Annotated in this window: 20 protein-coding genes; 10 read left to right on the forward strand and 10 right to left on the reverse strand. The window is 51.5% G+C overall.

Annotated features, from left to right (window positions below):
- Window positions 1-9: 9 nt before the first annotated feature.
- The 4 genes from secD to queA form a co-directional block, all read right to left on the reverse strand.
- Window positions 10-1,704, reverse strand: a complete 1,695-nt coding sequence (secD, locus tag BD_RS10210) for a protein translocase subunit SecD (protein ID WP_011164667.1) — start codon at window positions 1,702-1,704, stop codon at window positions 10-12.
- Window positions 1,704-2,045, reverse strand: a complete 342-nt coding sequence (gene yajC, locus BD_RS10215) for a preprotein translocase subunit YajC (protein ID WP_226988156.1) — start codon at window positions 2,043-2,045, stop codon at window positions 1,704-1,706. The genes secD and yajC overlap by 1 nt, the downstream gene beginning before the upstream one ends.
- Before the next feature lie 200 nt (window positions 2,046-2,245).
- Window positions 2,246-3,400: a tRNA guanosine(34) transglycosylase Tgt gene (gene tgt, locus BD_RS10220; protein WP_080559002.1), complete on the reverse strand. Its 1,155-nt coding sequence runs from the start codon at window positions 3,398-3,400 to the stop codon at window positions 2,246-2,248.
- 4 nt (window positions 3,401-3,404) lie between these two features.
- Entirely contained in the window at window positions 3,405-4,445 is a 1,041-nt protein-coding gene (gene queA, locus BD_RS10225; RefSeq protein WP_011164670.1) for a tRNA preQ1(34) S-adenosylmethionine ribosyltransferase-isomerase QueA, read from the reverse strand.
- Window positions 4,446-4,528: 83 nt separating this feature from the next.
- Here queA and BD_RS10230 point away from each other — a divergent pair, with 83 nt between their 5' ends.
- Together BD_RS10230 and BD_RS10235 are read left to right on the forward strand one after the other, a co-directional pair.
- Entirely contained in the window at window positions 4,529-5,377 is an 849-nt protein-coding gene (locus BD_RS10230; RefSeq protein ID WP_144313846.1) for a DMT family transporter, read from the forward strand.
- 72 nt (window positions 5,378-5,449) lie between these two features.
- On the forward strand, window positions 5,450-5,872 hold the full coding sequence (locus BD_RS10235) for a hypothetical protein (protein ID WP_011164672.1): 423 nt from the start codon (window positions 5,450-5,452) through the stop codon (window positions 5,870-5,872).
- 530 nt (window positions 5,873-6,402) lie between these two features.
- Here BD_RS10235 and BD_RS10240 read toward each other — a convergent pair.
- The 4 genes from BD_RS10240 to BD_RS10255 form a co-directional block, all read right to left on the reverse strand.
- Window positions 6,403-7,899 (reverse strand): FMN-binding glutamate synthase family protein, encoded by a 1,497-nt coding sequence (locus tag BD_RS10240; protein ID WP_041583555.1) that lies wholly within the window; start codon window positions 7,897-7,899, stop codon window positions 6,403-6,405.
- Window positions 7,900-8,044: 145 nt separating this feature from the next.
- Window positions 8,045-8,635 carry an outer membrane beta-barrel protein gene (locus BD_RS10245; RefSeq protein WP_011164675.1) on the reverse strand — a complete coding sequence of 197 codons (591 nt, stop codon included), beginning with the start codon at window positions 8,633-8,635 and terminating at the stop codon, window positions 8,045-8,047.
- Between the two features lie 27 nt (window positions 8,636-8,662).
- Window positions 8,663-9,205: an OmpA family protein gene (locus BD_RS10250; protein WP_011164676.1), complete on the reverse strand. Its 543-nt coding sequence runs from the start codon at window positions 9,203-9,205 to the stop codon at window positions 8,663-8,665.
- A gap of 50 nt (window positions 9,206-9,255) precedes the next feature.
- Entirely contained in the window at window positions 9,256-9,804 is a 549-nt protein-coding gene (locus tag BD_RS10255; RefSeq protein ID WP_011164677.1) for a hypothetical protein, read from the reverse strand.
- 421 nt (window positions 9,805-10,225) lie between these two features.
- Here BD_RS10255 and BD_RS10265 point away from each other — a divergent pair, with 421 nt between their 5' ends.
- From BD_RS10265 to BD_RS10295, 7 genes are all read left to right on the forward strand, one after another.
- A complete protein-coding gene (locus tag BD_RS10265; protein ID WP_011164678.1) occupies window positions 10,226-11,080 on the forward strand; it encodes a YihY/virulence factor BrkB family protein in 855 nt (284 codons plus the stop codon).
- On the forward strand, window positions 11,058-12,671 hold the full coding sequence (locus tag BD_RS10270) for an FAD-dependent oxidoreductase (protein ID WP_011164679.1): 1,614 nt from the start codon (window positions 11,058-11,060) through the stop codon (window positions 12,669-12,671). Before BD_RS10265 ends, BD_RS10270 begins: the two co-directional genes overlap by 23 nt.
- Entirely contained in the window at window positions 12,631-13,065 is a 435-nt protein-coding gene (locus BD_RS10275) for a BON domain-containing protein (protein WP_038449519.1), read from the forward strand. The genes BD_RS10270 and BD_RS10275 overlap by 41 nt, the downstream gene beginning before the upstream one ends.
- A gap of 122 nt (window positions 13,066-13,187) precedes the next feature.
- Complete coding sequence (locus tag BD_RS10280) at window positions 13,188-13,445, forward strand: hypothetical protein (RefSeq protein WP_011164681.1); 258 nt, start codon at window positions 13,188-13,190, stop codon at window positions 13,443-13,445.
- A gap of 28 nt (window positions 13,446-13,473) precedes the next feature.
- Window positions 13,474-13,770 carry a hypothetical protein gene (locus BD_RS10285; RefSeq protein WP_011164682.1) on the forward strand — a complete coding sequence of 99 codons (297 nt, stop codon included), beginning with the start codon at window positions 13,474-13,476 and terminating at the stop codon, window positions 13,768-13,770.
- 158 nt (window positions 13,771-13,928) lie between these two features.
- Complete coding sequence (locus BD_RS10290) at window positions 13,929-14,621, forward strand: BON domain-containing protein (protein ID WP_011164683.1); 693 nt, start codon at window positions 13,929-13,931, stop codon at window positions 14,619-14,621.
- A 226-nt stretch (window positions 14,622-14,847) separates the two neighbouring features.
- The gene (locus BD_RS10295) at window positions 14,848-15,966 is read left to right on the forward strand and encodes a DegT/DnrJ/EryC1/StrS family aminotransferase (protein WP_038449523.1); all 1,119 of its coding nucleotides are present in this window, start codon (window positions 14,848-14,850) and stop codon (window positions 15,964-15,966) included.
- Here the strand turns inward: BD_RS10295 and ligD are convergent.
- Window positions 15,950-18,274, reverse strand: a complete 2,325-nt coding sequence (gene ligD / locus BD_RS10300; RefSeq protein ID WP_041583557.1) for a DNA ligase D — start codon at window positions 18,272-18,274, stop codon at window positions 15,950-15,952. The two genes, BD_RS10295 and ligD, sit on opposite strands and share 17 nt — an antisense overlap.
- A 5-nt stretch (window positions 18,275-18,279) precedes the next feature.
- Window positions 18,280-19,110, reverse strand: coding sequence for a non-homologous end joining protein Ku (gene ku, locus BD_RS10305; protein ID WP_011164686.1), 831 nt, complete (start codon window positions 19,108-19,110; stop codon window positions 18,280-18,282).
- Between the two features lie 199 nt (window positions 19,111-19,309).
- Here ku and kdsA point away from each other — a divergent pair, with 199 nt between their 5' ends.
- Entirely contained in the window at window positions 19,310-20,164 is an 855-nt protein-coding gene (kdsA, locus tag BD_RS10310) for a 3-deoxy-8-phosphooctulonate synthase (protein ID WP_038449527.1), read from the forward strand.
- The last annotated feature ends 21 nt before the right edge of the window (window positions 20,165-20,185 follow it).

The raw sequence follows: 20,185 nt of genomic DNA on the forward strand, positions 1-20,185 counted from the left end.
ATATACCTACTAAACCGACAACTTCTTAAGGTTGAACTTATTCACCAAAGTATCAACGATCACCTTGGACACAAACACGTTTGCGAACATGGACGTCACGATACCGATCAAAAGAGTGACCGCGAAACCACGCACCGGCCCTGTACCGAAGTACAACAGAACCACAGCGGTTGCCGCCGTCGTCACGTTGGCATCGATGATCGCAGACATCGCACGGTTGTAGCCTTCAGCCACAGCCACCTTGATTCCATGCCCCATTCGCAGTTCTTCCCGGATCCGCTCATTGATCAGAACGTTGGCATCAACTGCAAAGCCCACTGTCAATGCGATACCCGCAATACCTGGCAATGTCAGAGTCGCACCGAAAGTCGTCAACAAAGCAAAGATACCCAGGATATTCAGACCCAACGCCACGGAAGCCACAACACCCATGGATTTATAGTAAGCAATCATGAAGATAATGATGATCGCCGCACCAACATAAGAACCCAGTTTGGCTTTACCAATCGCATCGGCACCCAAAGTAGGCCCCACACGACGCTCTTCAAGTTGCTCCAAAGAAGCTGGCAACGCACCCGCACGCAGGGAAGTGGAGATCATTTTCGCCTCTTCCATCATGCCGTTACGGTCACGTCCGCCACCCAAAGTGATCACCGCTGAACCACCCGCGATACGATCACGGACACTTGGTGCAGATTTAACGATCTTATCCAAAACGATGGCCATTTGTTTGCCCACGTTATTGCCAGTCAGATCCGCGAACTTCTGAGCACCCGCAGAGTTGAATTGCAGGGACACTTGTGGAGAACCGTATTGGTCATAACCCACGAAAGCGTCATCCAAAGCGCCGCCCCCAAGGTCTGTGTCAGTTTTCAGAAGATAAGGGATGGCACCCGCATCGATAGTCGTCGCATTCGGAGCTTTTTCAAAGTAAACAACCGTTTTTTCAGGAAGTTTGCCAGCCAAAGCCTCGTTCACGCGAGTCACATAATCTGAATACTTGGTGTTTTCCATGTTGAAATTGCCGGCTTTTTCAACTTCGGCAATCATCACCTGAAGTTCCTGAGGTGTCTTTTCATGGGACACGATCATGAAATCCAGTTTCGCAGTTGTGTTGATAAGCTGTTTCGCTTTTTCAGCGTCAGCCATACCCGGCAACTGGATCAGGATGCGGTTGGCACCCTGCTGGGAAATCGAAGGCTCTGCCACACCGAATTCATCGATACGGTTACGGATGGTTTCGATGGACTGCTGAATAACACGATTTTTGTAGTCATTCAGGTAAGCATCGAAGTAACGAGCCGTCACAGATGTGTCTGTAGAGCTCACAACCTGCAAAACAGTTGAATATTTGTCGGAAATGAATTTCTCAACAGCAGCTTTACCAGCGGCATCAGCCACCACAACCTGAACCTCTCCGGATTCTGGCTTTTCGGACTTAACGTCAGCATAGGCCACGTTATCCTTGGTCATTTCCGCTTTAATGGTGCTGATCAGACGAGTGGTGCTTTCTTTAACCACCCCATCCACGTCCACACCCATAACAAGGTGCAAACCACCCTGAATGTCCAGACCATAATTCAGCTTTTGCTTCGAAGGCCACCAGGACACTTCCGACAGATTTACCAAGTTAGGCAATACCCACACCAAAGATGCGGCAACGCCCAATACTGCTACAAACGTTCTCCAGCGAAGACCTTCCATTATTTCTTTTCCTCTTGAGTTGCTGCTTTCTGAGATGTTGCGATCTGGCTGCGAAGCATTTTCACCTTAACACCGTCTGCGATCTCCAAAGTCACAAACTGTTCAGTGATGCCTTCTACACGGCCCAGGATGCCGGAGGAAGTGACAACTTCGTCACCTCTTTTGATTTCAGTCAGGAACTTCTGGTGTTCTTTCTGACGCTTGGACTGAGGGCGAATGATAAGGAAATAGAAGATGACGAAGATAAAGATGAACGGCACAAACATTTCGAAAGCCGATGGCTGGCCGCCAGGAGCTGCTGATTGTGCATGAGCTGTGGATACAAGAAGTCCGTATAACATTGATTCCTCCATAAACTGACAATTCTAACTGACGTTAAAATTCAGCATTATTCTTGGGAAGAATCAATACTTTAGTAGAAAGTCGATCAAAAAGGTTCGGATGCAAGGCGGAGGGCCTTCCCGCAGCGCAGGCGTGCTCTCTGCACGCCGGAGTGAGGACAAGGCCCGACAACGCAGCAGGCGGGCCTTTTTCATCGGCTTTAAGAATCTTTCTTGGCGAAGCGTGTTAAGCAGAAATCACGATACTCTGCCCAACGGCCCTGGGCGATAGCCTCACGCGCTTTTTCCATCACTTTCATATAGAAATGAATGTTGTGGATGGTGTTCAGACGGGATCCCAGGATTTCTCCACTCATGAACATGTGACGCAGGTAAGACTTGGAATAGTTCTTACAAGTGTAGCAATCACATTCCGGATCCAAGGCTGAAGGATCTTCCTTGTACTCAGAACGTTTGATGCTGACCTTGCCGTTCCAGGTGTAAATTGTCCCGTTGCGTGCCACTCTTGTAGGCATGACGCAGTCAAACATATCCACGCCGGAATCAATTGCGATAATCAAATCTGTCGGCGTTCCCACGCCCATCAGATAACGCGGTTTATTGGCTGGCATTCTTGGCGCCACATCCGGCAGCAACGCATGCATCAAATGCATCGGCTCCCCGACACTGAAGCCACCCAAAGCATAACCCGGAAGGTCCACGGAACAGATCTGCTCCATGGATTTCAAACGGTGCTTCAGGCTCAAACCGCCCTGTACGATACCGAACAACAGACTTTCCTTACGGGTCATCGCCGCCTGAGAACGCAGCAACCAGCGATACGTCAACGCCATGGATTTTTCGATCTCTTCATCGGTGGCCGGATACTTCAAGCACTCGTCAAAGGCCATGATGATGTCTGAACCTAGGTCCATTTGGATTTCCATGGATTTTTCAGGAGAGATAAAGTGCTTCGCGCCATCAAGATGCGAACGGAACTCCACACCCTCTTCAGTCATGTTGCGAAGCTGGGACAAGGAGAACACCTGGAAACCGCCAGAGTCCGTCAAAATCGGACCATGCCAGTTCATGAACTTGTGCAGGCCCCCCATGCGCGCGATGGTTTTTTCACCAGGACGCAAATGCAAGTGATAGGTATTCCCCAAAACAACCTGAGTGCCGCAGTCTTTCAGTTCTTCCGGCGTCATGGCTTTCACTGTGGCTTTGGTCCCCACGGCCATAAATACAGGCGTCTGCACCGGACCGTGCGCCGTCATCAGCGTGGCACGACGGGCATGGCCGTCAGTCGCGTGAACTTTGAATTCACCCAGTTTCATAGTTGCATCTGTTGCTGTGGAATTGTGACCGTCCAACATAACCTCACCCTTCGTGAACTGCCGACTTTGCGGCCGCGACCCAAACTGTCAGATCGCCATAAGAAAAGAGCCGGAACTTTCGCTCAATGGCCCATTGATAGCAAGCTTTTACTCGATTCAAGGAAGAAAATCCGGCGACCAAAGCCACCAAAGTCGACTGCGGCTGATGGAAATTCGTCATCAGACAATCGACCACTTTGTACTGATATCCCGGCTGAATCAGCAGCTTGGTAAAACCACTGAAACCAGTTTCGGACATCGCGCCCAACAGACCTTGCGCCGCACTTTCCAGCGAACGACTGGTGGTGGTGCCCAGCGACCAGATCTTACGACCTTCCGCCTTGGCTTTTTGCACTGCCGACCAGGTCGCCGCAGAGATTTCGACATACTCTTCGTGCATATCGTGATCATTCAAATCTTCCGCCGTCACCGGCAGGAAAGTTCCCAGACCCACATGTAAAGTGACTTCCAGAACTTTCACTCCGCGGGATTTCAGACCTTCGATATCCTCTGCAGAAAAATGCAGGCTCGCCGTCGGAGCCGCGAAACTGCCCGGATTTTTATTCCACGCCGTTTGATACCAGGATTCATCAGCATCCACCGTGTGGCGCTGTTCACGGGCTTTTTGAATGTAGGGAGGCAGTGGCAATTCAGCCACTTTTTGGAAGTAGTCTTCGCTGACTTCCTGACTCAGCCGAACGGTTTGCGGGCGGCCTTTTTGCTGCAAAGTCATCTGCACACCCAAAGGAAGCTCCAGCACAGAGCCAATTTTAAATTTCTTGGACGGGAACAAAACCTCCCAGTCCGTGGCATTGATCTGTTTCAGAAAAAGGATTTCAACGTCGCCCGAAAATACCCGGCGTTTCAGAACACGGGTGTTATTCACGACCAGCACATCGCCCGCCGGAATTCGCGACAACAAATCCTGCAGACTGATTTCCTGGGGCTCCAATTCACCTTCCACCCACATCACGCGGGACGGCCGCACAGGGGACGTGGCAATAAGCTCTTCAGGGTAGGAAAAGTCCAAATCGGTCAGTTTCATAGGTGGGCTTTGATACCATAAAACGCCATGGCGCGGCAGTTTTTTGTGGCCCGGCCCTATGGAAAGGGTTTAAAACAACAACCATGACTTTAGGACCCCTGTTACTTTTACTCTCTGCCCTGCTCCATGCAGCCTGGAATGGCCTGGCCAAAGCCTCTAAAGACAAGGAAAGCTTCCTTTTTCTGACCATTTTACTGAGTGGTTTGCTGACAGCGGCCAGCCTGCCAATCAGCGGGACGGGGTTCATTTTTCCAGACAACCGCGCCTTTGCCATCGCTGTTCTTTCAGGCGTTTTTGAGGGGTTCTATTTCCTGACGTTGTCCAAAGCATTGCGAGCTTCAAGCCTTGGGAAATCCTACGCCATCATGCGCGGAGGCGCCATGGTGCTGGTGTGGATGTATTCCACCGTACTTTTGGGGGAACGGGCCCACGGACTGCAGTTCCTGGGAGCTGTTTTTGTGCTTTTGGGAATTCTGGCCATGAATTTTCAGGATCTGCTGAAAGGAAAACGGCAGAATCTGAAAAACGATATCTGGGCCTATATCAGCGCAATCTTTATCGCTGGATATCATCTGGCCTATCATGAGGCCCTGACCGAGAACACCGATCCAAAACCTCTCTTTTTGGTGGCAATGATCGTATCACTGCCATTTCTGCTTTACGGAATCCGCAGTGCTCCTTGGCAGCGCTTAAAAGCCACCATGACTTCACACCCGGCCCGGGTTCTTTTGTGCGGCAGTTTCGCGACGGCTTCGTTTTTAATTTTCCTTTACGGCCTCAAAGTTTCCGCACCGGGGTTTGCGATTTCGCTGCGCAACTCCTCGATCTTTTTTGCGGTTCTCTTTTCGGTATTCTTAAAAGAGTCCCTCACCCGAACCCAAATCCTGGGGGCGACCACCATCGGACTTGGCGCTTTGCTGCTAAGCCTTTAAAAAAATCTGGACTGTTTGCGGAGTTCAGCGTCTCCTATCATTGTTATTTCACAACAAAAAGGAATGCTTCAAATGAACAAGGTCTCTCTTCGCTTAGGTCTGATCACAGCAGCCACTCTTTTCACCGCAGCCTGCGCCCACCACCCGGATGTTCGCGCCGGAGCTGACGGCGTTCACCGCGTCGTCATCGCCAGCGAAGACACCGAACAGGGCTCCCGCGAAGCCATCCGTCAGGCAAACAGCTTCTGCAAAGAACGCAACCAAACAGCCGCTTTCATCAACGAAAACTCCCAATACAAAGGCGACTATGATGAAAAGACTTATAAAACCGCAAAAAAAGCCAGCAAAGCAGCCCAAGTCCTGGGCAGCGCGACCTATGTTTTGGGTGGCCAAACAGAATCCACCGCCGGCGGGATCGTAGGCCTAGGCGGCGCCGTCGCCGACGGAGTTCTGGGTAACGGCTACAACGTCGAAATGAAATTCAAATGCATGTAAAAAAATGGGCGGGTCGTTGATCTGCCTTTAACACGACGATTTGGGGCCCGAGCTAGGCCCCTGTCGGCGCGCCGTTCGGCACGGCATCCTGCCTCGTCGCTTCCGCCTGCGGCGGAGGGCCATCCAGGCCCCGCGAAGGCCTCTCTCTGGCCGCCAGGGTCCTTCCTCGCTCCCCAAATTTTGCTATTTACGAACGAACAACGCCCCTGATTTTCGGCGCCAACCTACACAGCTCAGTGCAAAAACAAAAAAATATAAAACAGAGAGTCACGCGCGCGGGCACGTTTAAAAAAACGAAAGCCAAACTGTTTTTAGTAATGAGGGCCTTGAGCAGAGGTCTTTAAGCCTGCCCGAAAGCGGGCCTTCGGTGGCGCATGGGGGAGGTGGGCCCTCCTGTTGGAGGGTGCCGACCTCGAACCGGGACGCAGTCCCGGCACCGATTGAGCATGGACGGTGCCGCTGTAGCGGCAGGCTTAAAGGCCTCTGCTCAAGGCCCGCCCCCGCTCGAAGTATTTGTATTTAGATTTGTTTTAAACGCCTGGATGGATTTCGGCGTAGGTCTTAATGGTGTCGTCTTCGACACGTTTGTACAGGTGGCTGCGGTTCAAGTCTTGGTGACGGGCCACACCCATCGCGCCGATCACGTGGGCTACGGATTCCAACGTTTCCTGATGGAAATTCTTCACACGCACGCGCTTGGTTGGGATGTGCAGACCGCGAACCAGATTTGGATCTTGAGTTGCAACACCCGTCGGGCATTTGTTGTTGTTACAGCGAAGGGCCTGAATACAACCCAAGGCCAGCAGCATGGATCTTGCCGCGTATGTCGCATCTGCGCCCAGGCACAACAACTTGATGATATCAAATGCCGTCGTGATCTTACCGGTGGCGATGACTTTGATTTTGTCCTTCAAGCCGGCTTTTTTCAGCGTGTCGACAACGATCACCAAAGCATCCATACCTGGCATGCCGATGTAATTGGTGAATTCCAGCGGCGCAGCACCTGTTCCACCTTCGGCTCCATCCACGACGATAAAGTCCGGATAGATTTTTTCAACGGACATCAGGCTGACCAGCTCTTCGAACTCATTGCGGTGGCCAAGGCACAGTTTGATCCCGATAGGCTTCCCGCCGGAAAGTTCACGCAGCTTTGTGATAAAGGCCAGCATGCCGCGGCTGTCGCTGAACGCCTTGTGGCCCGGAGGTGAAATCACATCCTTACCCATTGGCACGTTACGGATATTGGCGATTTCCTGGGTCACTTTTTTCCCGGACAGCATACCGCCATGACCGGGCTTTGCGCCTTGAGAAAGTTTAATCTCAATCATCTTCACTTGTGGGTGAGCCGCGTTTTTCTTGAACAATTCCGGATCAAAATCACCGTCATGAGTGCGGCAACCGAAATAACCCGTTCCGATTTGCCAGATCAGATCGCCGCCCGGCTCCAAATGGTAAGGGGAAATACCACCCTCGCCGGTGTTGTGCGCAAACCCCCCGTCTTTGGCGCCACCGTTCAAAGCCAGAATGCTGGCCGTGGAAAGAGAACCAAAGCTCATCGCAGAAATATTCAAAAGCGACATGGAATAAGGCTGTTTGCACAGATCCGTCCCGATCGTAACACGCAGATCTTTGCGATCGACATGCTTTGGATACATGGAATGAGTCACGAACTCATAGCCTTGCGCATACACGTTGTGCTGGGTTCCAAATGGAACCGTGTCCAACACTTTCTTTGCACGCTGATAAACCACGGAACGCTGTTCACGGTTGAACGGTTTTCCATCGGTGTTGGATTCGATAAAGTATTGATTTATTTCAGGTCGGATGGATTCCAGAATATAACGGAAGTGACCAAACACCGGGAAATTCGCCTTGATGGCATGACGATTCTGATGGAGGTCGCGGAACCCCAGCAGGAAGAAAGGCACAAACAAGAACAGGGAATAAAGTCCTGGTGTCCAATAAAGATAGAACAACACATTCAGACCCACTGCCACCGCAAATGCGATATAAAACTCTCTTCTCATTTCAGCCTCAAGACCCTCTCGCCTAATAAACTGTGTGCTTGCCGACAAGTATCGGACACAAAGCACAGCCAATCTAGTCCAACTGGACTGAAAAGGCAAAAGGGAAAGACCCGGCTGACACCGGGTCTTTCTTTCATCTTAAAACTTAGAATGTCAGAGGAAAGCTCACACTGAGCAGACCGACCTTGTTCTTGAACTTGCCAAGCTCCCCGGTCACGGGACCCGCCTGTTCCAGCTTGGAAGTGTCGTATTCCAGGTCCATATACTCAAGGTTCACACTGACGATCAGGATTTTGATGCCAACCCCCACTTTGGGCCCCTTGGCACCTTCAAATTTCACGTCAACGCCTCCATCCTCTTCCGGATCCAGATCGCCTCCAAAGATGTATCCACCCCAGATGCGAAGCCCCACCACCGGCATTTGCGCGCCGATCACCGCACCATAAAGGGTCGATGTCGCTTCGGCCGAATAGTCCGTGGACGCCGAACTTTCAAACTTAGGTTTGGAATAAGACCCATCCAGTCCGACAAAAAAGATGTCATTGGCGTGGTAACCCAACTTCAAATTAAAGCCCAGCCCCTGACCTGTTCCGGTGGAGTCATCCAAGGGCGCAGGCCACTCCAGCTCGTTATCCCCTTTTTCAAAGGTGATTCCGGGCTCTATATAAAATCCTGCGTGGGCCGGCACACCTGCCACAAGTGCCCATCCCAGAACTATCGCACTGAATGCCTTCATAAAGCCTCCCTACCAATTCACATGTGGCTATTTCATATAAAGCATAATGACAGCTTTGGATGACTTGGCTTTTTGATTGAAGAAGCCTGTCTCATCCTGAGTTCGCGGTGCCGCGCCGCTGTCTTCCATCGCCGTTTTGGTTTTGGCCGTGTCCGTGTGCATGAACTTCTGAAGAGCGTTTGGGCGCTCTGTCATATTGTAAGTGTTTACGGAACCAACTTTTAGTTCATCCTTGATAAAATTCTTCACCACCCGGGCACGGTCATTGGCCAAGGTCACATCCTGTTTGGAAGCCTTTGCACCTTCAGTGGGATATTCACGATCGGCCCAAACCGCCACTTTCAATTCATCAATTTTGCCTTTTTGCTTGGCTTCACTCACCATTTTACGAATGTCCTCTTTGGCTGAATCCGTCAAAGTGGACTTCCCTTCATCGAAAGAAATTTCTGAAACCATTTTTGCGCCCAGGGTTTTCCCGGCAGACTCCGTGGCACTGTCCACCGCCCAAGATGTGCTTGCAGAAACGACCACCGCCAAAACCAAAGAGCCAATCACAGATTGAATATTCATTTCATTCTCCTTTGTTGTTGTTTAAGTCTACAAATGACAGCATTCCGAGCTTATTCCATAATCACCATCACAATTGATTTGGAGGCTTTTGAAGGAACCTTTGCCATTTTGTCAGTCGTTGGGATTCCCGCTGTCTCCAAATTCTTTTTAATACGGGAATCCGATGTATTCAGCATGTCCTCCAACAGATTCGGTCTTTCCGCCATGCTGTACAGATCCACATCCGGCGATCTGTCATAAGACTTGATATAGTTTTCTATGGCCTTGTTTCGTTCCTTCACAAGCTTGACCTCCGCCGAAGACAGTTTTTTTGTCTCGGTGGAAGGATAGTCCTTGTCACCCCAGGTGATGACTTTGATTTCCTTGATAGTGCCGGTTTTCTTCGCTTCATCGATCAAACGCTGCAAATCACCTTTGGCGTCAGAGCTCAAAGTACTGGAGCCTTTGCTAAATCCAAATTCCGTCACATGGGAGGCTTCTTCCTGAACAGCCACGGTTTTCGCTTCGGCGCTGGGCAAAGTTTCAACCGTCTTTTTTTCTTTGTATGAACAAGACACGGCCGCAGCAGCAAACAATGCAATCATCAAATAAGTTCTCATGGTGGATCCTTTCTAAAAGTTGTTGAGCACCTGAAAGACTAAGATCTTTTTTCCACCGGGCCTACTTGTTCAGTCATGTATATGAACAACCCTTCGCAGATGTAAGCATAAAATCTTTGCCCCCACATTCTGAACTCCGCTTAATAATCCAAAAAGGAGCATGACATGACCCCACCTCGACCCAACGAAATTCCAGTTCCACAAGACCCTCCATCCCCTCAGCCACGTCCGTCCCCGGTAAAAGAACCACCTCCTGCCAAGGTCGTACCGGAAATTGATCCAGGCGGGCCCAGAGAAAATCCATCCAAAGATCCGGGCACGCCCCCGCCTGCGGAAGGATGACTGAGTGTGTTTATTTGCAAAGACTTTTACCTTCCTCCCACCCTTCATGGGTCCGATAATCGAGGAGTGAGGGCTTTGCATGACGAAAGTGAAGAATTTCGTATTCACATTCGCAGAAAGATTCAGTGACTGCCACACCATGACCTGGGCAGCCTCGGTGGCTTTTTACACCTGCTTTTCACTGGCTCCGCTGGTGATGATCTCATTGGCAGTTGTCACCAACCTGGGACTGGAACTGCAGCTGGCTTTTATGAACGAAGTGCGGTCTTTGGTGGGACCGACTGCCGCTCAAGCGATGGAAACGGTGGTGAGAAATGCCAACGACCGGGTTGACCTGCGGTCATTGGCCGGATTGTTGGGCACCGTCACTCTGGTGCTGTCGGCAGGATTGATCTTTGGCGAAATGCGCGCAGCCCTCACTGAAATCCTGGGACACAAAGTGGAAGAAGAGGAGCTGAGTTTTCTTCACGCCACGATCACCTACTTGAAGAGCCGTCTGTTGCAAATCGGTCTGGCCTTCGGATTTATTTTTGCGATGATGGTGTCCCTGCTGGTCACCGCTGTGCTCAACACCGTGGTTCGCGTCGGCATACTGGAAAAGGGTGGAGGCGCTTTTCTGGTCAACATTGTCCTCTCTGTTCTTGTTTATATTTTACTTTTCACCGGCATCTTTCATTTTTTACCCGTGCCCCGACTGGCGCTGCGTGACGCCTTTCACGCCGGAGTGATCACGGCCTTGCTTTTTGTGATCGGAAAAGAAGTGGTCGGACTTTATCTGGGCGGAAGCTTCATCACTTCCTCCTATGGGGCCGCTGGGTCCATCGTCGTCCTGCTTGCCTGGGTCTACTATTCGACTTTGATTGTTTTTATAGGCGCACATTCGATTTATTCCTGGAGAAAGGAGATCTCCCATGCTGCCACATCAACAGAATAACCCGTCATTCTGGCAAAACACCAAAGCACCCGAGTTCCCGCCTTTACTGGAAGACACATCCACAGATATCTGTGTTGTCGGTGCCGGCATAGCGGGGCTGCTGAACAGTTATGTACTGCTGAAGAATGGCTTTCAGGTGACAATTCTGGAACGCGACACTCTGGGACACAACGAAACCAGCCGCACCAGCGCCCATCTTTCCAATGTGCTGGACGAGGGATTGTCCCGCCTGCTGGACAATCTGGGAGAAGAAAACGCCCGAAAAGCCATAGCCAGCCACAGTGATGCCATTGACCTGATAGAAAAAATTGTTGCAGAAGAAAATATCGACTGCGACTTCCGCCGCATTGATGGCTATCTTTACCTGAGCCACGAAAGCAACAAAGACTATCTTAAGGAAGAAGGCCAGGCCGCCGCAAAGCTGGGCTTTAAGGATGTGGAGCTTCTGGCATCACCTCCTTACTTCGCCGAATTCGGTCCGGCTCTGCGCTTTCCCCGTCAGGCACGCATCCATATTCAGAAATTTATAAACGGTCTTTTGCAAGCCATCGTCGCCATGGGCGGAAAAGTCCACAGCCAGTCCCCGGCCGTGGAATTCAAGGATGGCGGCCTGCCTTCCGTCAAAACCGAAAATGGCCAGTACGTATACGCCAGACATGTGGTGGTCTGCACGAATGTACCGGTCAATGACCGCGTGCTAGTTCATACCATGGAAGCTGCATACCGCACCTACATCATTGGCATCGAAGTTCCGCACGATGCCTTCCCGGACATTCTGATGTGGGACACCTCACACCCCTACCACTATGTCCGAAAGATTGAAAATCATTCTGAAGGCAAAGACCTGATGCTGATCGGTGGCGAAGACCATCGTGTGGGCCAGGAGGATCACCCGGAAAGCAAATTCGAAACGCTTCATGACTGGGCGCTGTTCAATCTCGGCATTTCCGGACCGATTGCCTATCAATGGTCCGGGCAGATTATCGAACCCGTGGATGGCCTCGCCCATATCGGGCGCAATCCGGGAAACCGCAACACTTACATCGTCAGTGGCGACTCCGGGCATGGGCTGACCCATGCGGCCGTGGGAGCCATGGTGATCCGCGATCTGATTCAGAAACATCCCAACGACTGGGCCCATCTTTATTCACCTTCCCGGTTCAAGATGAAAAATCTGGGAAAGGTCATCTCTGCCAACATGAACGCACTCACCCAATACCGCGATCGAATCATGCTGCGGGATGAACTTAAAAATATCACCGCCCGCCCCGGCGAGGGAAGGCTGGTGCATCAAGGGGCAAAAACATTTGCTGTCTACACGAATGAAAAAAATGAAACCGCCACCCTCAATGCCGTGTGCCCTCATCTGGGCGGTATCGTGCACTGGAATGAGGCGGAAAAAACCTGGGACTGTCCGTGCCATGGCTCCCGTTTTGCCTGCACTGGCGAAGTGATCAACGGCCCGGCAATTTCGGGACTGAAAACAGCCGTTATGAAAAAGACACAGGAAAAACCGGCGTCCATCGCCATGCCTGATGAAAGGACAGAATATGAAAAAGCAAAGCCGCGTGACACCTCTGCGGAAAGATAAGCGCCCTGCCCGTGAAGCCAGCGTCCATTGCTATCATGACCTGGATTCTCAAAAAGAGCTGCAGTCCAGCCGCCCGGACATTGCCCGTCAGCGCCAGGGCACCACCGGCTGCACCCAGAGTTTCCGTCCGGCGCTGGATGATGCACGCTTCGGTTCATCCTCAAGCAAGGACACAGAACTCAGTGACAAAAATATCAGCCAGGAGGTCCGGCAGTCATTGGCCATGGAAGCTGACATCGACGTGGCTGATGTGGAAGTGGTCGTGGCCCATGGGGAGGTCACACTCAGGGGTGTGGTTGCAGACCGCAAAATGAAAAGATTCGTGGAAGAACAAGTGGCCCGTTGCTCGGGGGTCAAAGACATACACAATGATCTTCACTTCAAACGAAAGTAGGTATCCAGGGACCCCACCAAGGTCCCAGGTCCTGCATGGTCTCTGACAGAAACAACGAAGTTCTATACTCTGCCGAGCGGCCCCGCGCGACAATGGAGGAAAACCCAAGCAAGGAGGATTTTATGGCAGCAGAGTATGCAGGGAACTCTTCCACGCACTATGGCAGCCCCAAACAAAGAAGACCCACAACACCGACGCACAAACCATCCCTGGCGGAATCTTCACCGCTGAGCTTCAGCAACATCTATCAGCAGGCCGGAGGAATCCTGGAAAGCGGGCGTAAGTACGCAGTGAAGCACCCGTACCAGATTATACTGGGAGCTGTAAGTGTGGCGGGCGTCGGCGCACTGGCGGCATATATTTTAAAAAGAAGACATTAATCAACAAACCACCATCAGGAGGCACTCTATGAAACTCACAGCACTCGTTATCCTGTCCATGCTGCTGCCATCACTTTACGCTCAGGCGCAGTACAGATCTTCCGAACCCCAGTATCAGTCGCGCCCGATGCCCACCGGACCTCAGGAACGACGTCCTCAACCCAACCCCCGCACTTCTCGTAGCACATTGGATCAGGACTGGGATCGACGTCAGGACGAAATGATCCGTCGGCAGGAACAGATCGACAGAGAAATGCGCGGTCGTCAGGCGCCACGTGACATTGATTCACAAAATCTGATGCCGGATGGAAGAAGCTGGGATTAGACTGAAAACTGAAATTCCAAAAAGTATCAAGAGGGCCTTCCTGCAGAAGGCCCTTCTTGTTCCAGGTCAAATTTGTTTTATAAAACATTACATAAAGGAAGATGGTCATCCCGACAGGCTCCCATCAACATTATCGCTCCAACAACAAAGGAGTTCAAATGAGACACGACCCACGTGAGCCACGGAACGTGCGGGGCGAAAGCCACCGCCGCGATGAACAACGCCCCTTCCGTCGCGAAGCTTCCCCGCGCAGAGACTGGTATGAGCAAGACGAAATGGACGAACGCTCCGGCTACCGCGATGAAGGCTATCGTCCCTCCTCGGAATATCGCGCATCCGAATATCGCGACACCTCTGATTATCGTCGCGACTTTAACGACTCCAGTCCTGACTACGGCCGCACTCAGGAGTCCCGCGAGTTGTCGCGTGGCAGCCGCGCCATTGACGGCAACCGCCATGGTTCTTCTTATGAATCAGCCTCCAGCGGCCGCAGTGAGGAACGCTCTCGGTACTTCGGACGTGGTCCCAAGTCCTACAAACGCTCTGATGAACGCATCAAGGAAGATGTGTGTGAAATGCTGACTCGCGATAACAACATCGATGCGGAAGGCATTGACGTTGAAGTAAAAGATGGCGAAGTCACTTTGACGGGAACTGTTCCCGAGCGTCGCATGAAACATTTGGCGGAAGACTGCGCCGAAGGCTGTTATGGCGTCAAAGACGTCATCAACAACATCCGCGTCAGCCGCGACACAGCCTCCCCGGATCGCTCTGATCGCACTTCCGGCATGGGAGCCAAGAAGTCCTCTTCATCGACTTCATCGACCTCCCCGAACGCACCAAACCACTAAAGAGCAAAGGGAGGCCGTCGTGGCCTCCCTTTATGAGCCCCCCTATGGAATATGCTGCATTTTAAGCCTTTACGGGCAAAAGTGTGTTGCGAGAAAGCACCACAGATCCCGTAAAAAAAGATACAGTTCTTGGATGCACGGCCAATAAATTTCCAGGATGTTGCAACTTGCCAGGACCTATTGGATAATTTTCTCATCGATTAAACACTATCCTCGAGAGAATATTATGAGCATTCAACAAGTTCCTTTTATCACCCTGAATCGTTTTGAACCTGGTTTCCGTGATGAGTTTCTAAGCGGCGTAGCCAGCCTTTTTGATAAAACTCAATTCGTAGGCGGCCCGATCGTCGGTGAAATGGAAGCCAACCTTGCTGCATACACAAAATCCAAACATGCTATCGGCTGCGCCAATGGCACTGACGCCATCCAGATTGCCTTGCGTGCAGTGGGCGTTAACAAGAACGACAAGGTCCTTGTGCCTGATATGACTTTCTGGGCGACATTTGAAGCCGTTGTCAACGTGGGCGCCAACCCTGTTACTGTGGACGTGAACCGTGAAACATGCCACTGGGACCTTGCCACTTTCAAACAGGCTGTTGAGCAATTCAAACCCAAAGCAGCCGTGATGGTTCACCTTTACGGCTGGGCTTCTGCTGACACCCTGGAAATCCGCAAGTTCGCCAAAGAAGCTGGCGTTCTTCTGATCGAAGACGGAGCCCAGTGCTTCGGCACTGAGATTGACGGCCAGTCCATCCTGGGCACTGCTTTGATCTCCACCACCAGCTTCTATCCGGCAAAAGTTCTGGGCGCATCCGGTGATGCGGGTGCCATCTTCACTACCAATGACGAATATGCAAAGAACTGCCGCACTTTGATCAACCACGGCAGAACGGACCACTACTCCCACGGCATGATCGGTTGGAACTCCCGTATCGGGGCTTACGAATCTTTGTTCCTGAACATGTCCTTGAAACACATCGATGCGCGCATTCAAAGCCGCATGAACGCCGTGAAGTTCTATGAAGAGTCCTTGAAAGGACTTCCTCTGAAACCCGTGCGTGCGACTTCCAAAGTAAAGGAAAACGGTTACTGCGCCGTTGCGATGATCGAACCTTCTTTGCGCGCTTCTTTGATTGATTCGTTGAAAAAAGCCAACGTGGGTTACGGCACCATCTATCCGGGAGCCATGAGCCATCAATCCGGTTCTGCGGGCCACCTGGCTGGCAAAATCGACAACGGAAATGCCCATCATATTTCTCAGGCTGTATTGAATCTTCCTTGTTATGCTTACATCACACAGGAAGAGCTCCAGTACGTTTGCGACACAGTTAAGAAGCACTTCTAGCCTTCTGCACTGGCAGAACCGGGGCCCGGGCGAAATAGTTCGCCCACGGGTCCCGCCCCTTCTTCAGAATCTGCAATGCCCTCTTCAGGGTGACCGCATCGCCACTTTTATATTTTTTCAACTGAGTCCAAGCCACCGGCAAAGCCACCGAGCTTCTGTCGCGCGCGCGCAATGAATAGGGCAAAACACTGGTCGAGCCCTTGGAATTGCGAAGGTAATCAATAAAAATCCGTCCGACACGAATCTTCTTTGCCATCTTGCTGACAAACCGATCCGGAAAACGATGCTCCCAATTCAATGCCAGGCTGTGCGTGAAGCGCTTCACTTCCTCCCACGAAGGGCCCGGACGGAACGGGACATGAATATGCAACCCCTTGCCTCCGCTCAGCTTCACAAAGCTGCGAAGCCCCAACAACTCCAGATCTTTCTTTATCAAGAGGGCCGCTGAAACCACCTCACCCCAGGCCACACCAGGCCCCGGATCCAAATCCAACACAAACTGGTCAGGCTTTCCCGGAGCCTCTGCTCTGCTGTTTCGACTGTGAATTTCGTAGGCCCCCATCTGCACCAGTTCCAGAAGCCCGCGGGCATCTTTCACATACAAAGCATCATCTTTTTCAAAGACCGCAATGGTGTCAGCCTTCGCGTTGAGATGCTTTTGAAAAAAACACTTTCCCGCAGATCCATCCGGACAGCGCACTAATGCCAACAGGCGATTTTCAAAGTACGGCCGCATCCGCTCAACCATGGCGATATAGTATTCAGCCACCTCAAGCTTGGTGATTCCTTCCGCGGCAAAAAGCACTTTGTCGGGATTGGTCAGCAACAGGGCATCCGAAGTCACTTCCGGTGCGGGCTTGTCTTTGCGAAGCTGCACAAACACCGGCGCCCGCAAATGCATTCCATGAGTCCAACTGGCAAAGGAAACCTCGGCCAGCAACTCGGGCCGCACCCATACGGCACCGGACTTCGGCGGGTCTCCTGCCGAGAAAGGTTTTTTGGCAACTTTGATACGATCCAACTGTTTTTTAATTGAGGTTATACTGTTCTGACTAAAGCCCGTCCCCACTTTTCCCACAAAACGAAACTGTCCTTTTTCATAGACACCCAAAAGCAACGCTCCAAAATCACTGCGACTGCCGCGACCTGGAACATAGCCGCCAATAACGAACTCCTGCCGGTTTAAAAACTTGCTTTTCACCCACTCACCTTTGCGACCGGAGATGTAGGTGCTATCAAGCTTTTTCGAAATCACTCCCTCAAGCCCCTGACGCCGCAGTTTTTTCCACGAGGCTGCATTCAACTTGAGCTGCTGACTGAGTCGAAGATTTTTGTGTTTTCCTTTTAAAATTCCCTGAAGCTTCCTCCGTCGCTCTTTCAACGACTGATCCCGCAGGTCCTCGCCGTTTAGCATCAGCAAATCAAAAGCGACATATGTCAGCTCCTGGTCCGGATCCGAATCAAAGTAGTTTTGCAGTTTTTGAAAGTGACTTCGCCCCTGGCGATCCAAAACCACAACCTCACCATCAAGGACCGCGGACTGAACATTCAGAGTGGCCAGACTTTGAACGACTGTTTCCATCTTACCGGACCACTCATGCCCGGCCCTTGTATACAGTTTCACCTTCGCCCCCTGCAGATGGGCCTGAATGCGATAACCGTCCCACTTGACCTCGTGCCACCATTGGGGTCCCCGGGGTGGCTCAGCCACCAGCAATGCCAACATGGGCTGAACAAATGAAAATGAGGTTCTGGTGTGAACTCGCCGCCGCACGGTGGATTTATCTCCGATCAGCGGCGCCTCATACCCCGCCCGGGCGAAGCGGTCTTCCCGCTTCACCAAAAGCCACTGCACCTGCCGCCCCTGCATTCTGGTGCGAATCAAATCCCAGGTGCCCTTCAGTCTTTTGCCTTTAAGTTCAAACTCCAGATGACCTTTTTTAAATCCTGCCGCGACCGGAGCTTTCGGAATCCATGTTCCTGTATCCCAGATATACACAGGACCGGCCCCGTACTGCTTTTCCGGAATGACACCTTCAAAGGTACCGTACTCCAAAGGATGATCCTCCACCTGCACAGCAAGACGTTTTAAGTGTGGATCCAGACTGGGCCCCTTCGGAACCGCCCAGCTTTTCAAAACCCCCTGCCATTCCAGCCGAAAATCATAATGCAAGTGAGAGGCATGATGTTCCTGCACGACAAACATCAACTGCTCTTTTGTCGCCTTTAACGGCTTTTTCGTTTTCCGGGCCGGCGGCTCCCGAGTCTTTTTAAAATCTCGCTTGCGGTGATATTCCTTCAGTGGCATGCGACTTAGGCTCTTGCCCGCACTTTACGGCGGGCGGTTTTCTTTTTGGCCATCAGGCTTTTTTGCAGCAGGGGCATCAGATCAATAACGTTGTCAGTGGTGGCGATTTTTTCTTCTTTCGCCTCACTGACCCGATGACCCTGCCCGCCTTTGACTTTGCGCTGGATGGTTTTCATCACATCCTGATAGTAGGTGTCCTTGTATTGTTCAGGCTTCCATTCGCTGGTCATGCCTTCAACCAGCTCTTCAGCCATCTTCAGCTCTTTGGGGCTATAAGAAGGCTTTTTGGCCGAGGCCGCCAGAAAGTGAACCTGCTTTTCACTTTTGACCTCATGGGAAAAGCGCAGAAGCTCAAGCACCAGATAAGGACCTCGTGGCATGATCAGCGCAAGGTGCTGCTTGATCCGGATGACCAGTTTGCCGATAGCGACCTTGCGGGTGCCTTCCAAGGCGTCGCGCAAAAGGTAATAACCTTTCTCGGCCCCCTTTTGTGGGACCAGGTAATAGGGCCGGTCAAAGAACATCGGATCCACTTCATCCAGCAGGACAAAATCTTCGATATCGATGGTTTGGGTGGCTTTGGCATTGGCTTTTTTCAGCTCACTTTCAGTCATGATAACATATCGACCGGACTGGTACTCGTAGCCTTTAACAATACGATCACTGGGAACTTCCTTGCCCGTTTTGGCATTGACCTTCAGATAGCGGATGCGCGCCAGGTCCTTTTTATCCAGCATGGAAAAATGGACCTCTTTTTCACTTTGAGCACTTTGCAGGCTCACGGGAATGTTCAAAAGTCCGAAACTGATAGAGCCTTTCCAAATGCTTCCGGCCATAAAGTTCTCCTTTTAAAAAGGACAAACCATCCCCGGATATTTGAAAAGTTTTATACGTCGGATTTGCCAACAAGCCCGGCGGATCCGTCCAGTCCAGTGAGATAAAACAACTCCAGGGTCCGCCCCAGGCCTTTTTCGGGGGCTTCTCACCTCGAATATTCGATGTCAAAAACCACCAAAGGGTGCTATGGTGTTACCCATGCAAAATAAAATCGTGAAAATCGGAAATATCGAAGTTGCCAACGACAAACCCTTTGTTTTGTTTGCGGGCCTGAATGTCCTGGAATCCCGTGATCTGGCGATGCAGGTGTGTGAGCACTTTGTTAAAGTGACTGACAAACTTAAAATTCCGTATGTATTTAAATCCTCTTTCGACAAAGCCAACCGTTCCTCCATCCACTCTTACCGTGGACCGGGCATGGAAGAGGGCTTGAAGATTTTTGCGGAGCTTAAAAAAACTTTCGGTGTGAAAGTCATCACCGACGTTCACGAAATCCATCAGGCAAAACCTGTGGCTGAAGTTGTGGACGTGATCCAGCTTCCCGCCTTCCTGGCCCGCCAGACAGACCTGGTTGAAGCCATGGCCCGTACCGGTGCGGTGATCAACGTGAAAAAGCCCCAGTTCCTGAGCCCGGGTCAGATGGGTAACATCGTTGATAAATTTGCAGAGTGCGGTAACGACAAGATCATTCTGTGTGATCGTGGTACCAACTTCGGTTATGACAACCTGGTTGTAGATACATTGGGCTTTAACATCATGAAGAAAGTTTCCAAAGGCAGTCCGGTGATTTTGGATGCGACTCACGCCCTGCAGTGCCGGGATCCATTCGGAGCCGCTTCTGGCGGCCGCCGTGGCCAAGTGGCAGAGCTGTCCCGCGCGGGTCTTGCTGTGGGCTTGGCAGGCCTGTTCATCGAAAGCCACCCAAATCCAGACAAAGCCCTCTGCGATGGACCATCAGCATTGCCACTTTCCAAAGTGGAGCCGTTCCTGCAACAAATGAAAGCTCTGGACGATCTGGTAAAATCCTTCCCAGAACTGAACACCGAAAACTAAAAGGTACCTGCTTACTTTTGC

The organism is Bdellovibrio bacteriovorus HD100, from assembly GCF_000196175.1.
GTDB lineage: Bacteria > Bdellovibrionota > Bdellovibrionia > Bdellovibrionales > Bdellovibrionaceae > Bdellovibrio > Bdellovibrio bacteriovorus.